The organism is Moorena sp. SIO4A1, from assembly GCF_010672065.1.
In the GTDB taxonomy this organism is placed as follows: Bacteria; Cyanobacteriota; Cyanobacteriia; order Cyanobacteriales; family Coleofasciculaceae; genus Moorena.
The window spans coordinates 1-1871 of the sequence record NZ_JAAHHX010000447.1 but is presented as its reverse complement, the minus strand read 5'-3'; the positions used below and the strand labels follow the sequence as shown (position 1 = coordinate 1871).

Here is a 1871-nt window from a genome sequence, read left to right as displayed (position 1 = left end):
TTTTGTTTGTTTAGGGTGTTTTTGAATATATTCCCAAGTAGAATTGCTCATTTTTCCAGATTATCTATGACTAATTCCTTCCATTATACTCTATTTTTAGAATTTTAAGGTATTATGGAGATGTCTTGTTGATACGTCAACGTCACTATTTTTGCTCTCCACTACCAAAATCCACAACGGGATAGCTTGTTGCCCTTGTCTGTTGACAGCAACAATATCGAAGCGCCCAGTGATGTAAGTATCCTCATCTTCGATGTAGATTCGGGCAATTTCTTCCTCAACATTGAGCTTAATGGGAGGGCGATGAAAACCTGCTAAACGTAACAAGGGCGCAACTGATACCAGGCGTACTTGTCCTTCGGAAACCTTACCTTCGAGCCAATAGTTCCTAAATTCATCCTGAATGTTAACAAGTTCCTCTTGTTCAGTTTCAGTAAGGGGTTCAAGGGTAAGTAGTGGTGCAAATAAGCCGTTGTACAGGGGTTTAATCCCTAGCAAATGGTGAACATCCTTCAGGGAGAGTTTACGGGCTTGTAAGGTTGTCATTTTTGATTGTTTATGCCGTATAAGCTGATCAATAAAGCGGGTATCGCCATTTTTATGATAAGCTTTAATCTAACAAGTTTAAAATGACTAATAACTCTTCACCCCAAACCATAAAAACGCATAGGATTATCCCACAGGATCTTTTGCACTATCTTCTGAGATAGCTTGTCCTGAAGTCCTACCATTTCTTCAATAATCTTGGGATTGTGGTCTATGTGAGGGTAGTCAGAACCAAAGATCAAGTTATCAGAACCGATGTACTTGATAATATCAGCTAGATAAGGCTCATCTGGCTCAATGGCAATGAAGCACTGGCGACGGAAATACTCTGAAGGCTTCATCTTTACATGGTCTTTCACCTCCCAGGCCAGTTGATCGTACTCTTCATCTAGCCGCCACAGCCAGTAGGGAAGCCAACCGCAACCGGACTCAAGAAACGCTACTCTGAGATTGGGGTGACGCTCTAATACTCCCCCTTCGATCAGTGCCAACATTGCCATCATCTGTTCCATGGGATGAGAGCAAGCATGCATGGCAAAACGGGTATTAAATCGATCTGATCCAGTGGTCGGTAATCGAGCATGGCTACCCTCATGAATGCCAACTGCTATGCCCAGCCTCTCACACTCCGTCCAAAATGCCTCATAGGCCGGGTCACTGAGCAGTCGTCCTTTAACCGGATTTGGCCGGACAAAGACAGCTTTCCAGCCAAACTCTGCGATCCGATGTAATTCCGACACCATGTTGCTGGGGTCGTGTAGACTAATCGCTCCTACTCCTTTCAATAGTTGCGGGTCATAGCTGCAAAAGTCTCGTAACCAATTGTTGTAGGCACGGGTGAGTGCTGCTGCCAGTGGCGGATCCATAGTATCGATCGCCAACATCCACAATCCTGTAGTTGGATACAGAAAGGAAATATCCACACCCATCTGCTTCATGGCCTTGACCTGAGATTCTGGGCCAGAGCCTAGGTTTTTATTATAGGTAGCCTTGTTCCGGATTGCTACCTTAATTCCTTCAGCCCAGACAGCGTCGGATATCTTATTATAAATTGTCTCACCTTCCACTCTCATATACTTAGTTGGAGGGGAAAAGATATCAATTTTCACAACCCCATCCTTTTGGGAGGGTTGATCTCGATAGGGTGCATAACTTTTAAATGCAGGTTCCAGGTACTTCTCCCACATATCTATCGGTTCATTCACATGGCCATCGGCATCAATAATTTGATAGTCTTTCAGCATTGTTCTTCTATTGAAGGTTGTCTGTAAGAATGGAGAATGGAGAATGGAGAATGGAGAATGGAGAATGGAGAATGGAGAATG

Annotated in this window: 2 protein-coding genes; both read right to left on the bottom strand. The window is 43.8% G+C overall.

Annotated features, from left to right (window positions below; translation table 11 throughout):
- Window positions 1-96 precede the first annotated feature (96 nt).
- Window positions 97-546, bottom strand: coding sequence for a hypothetical protein (locus tag F6K53_RS39300; protein ID WP_075905524.1), 450 nt, complete (start codon window positions 544-546; stop codon window positions 97-99).
- A 98-nt stretch (window positions 547-644) separates the two neighbouring features.
- Window positions 645-1871 (bottom strand): amidohydrolase family protein (locus F6K53_RS39295; protein WP_366511421.1); only part of this gene is annotated, 1227 nt, incomplete at its 5' end.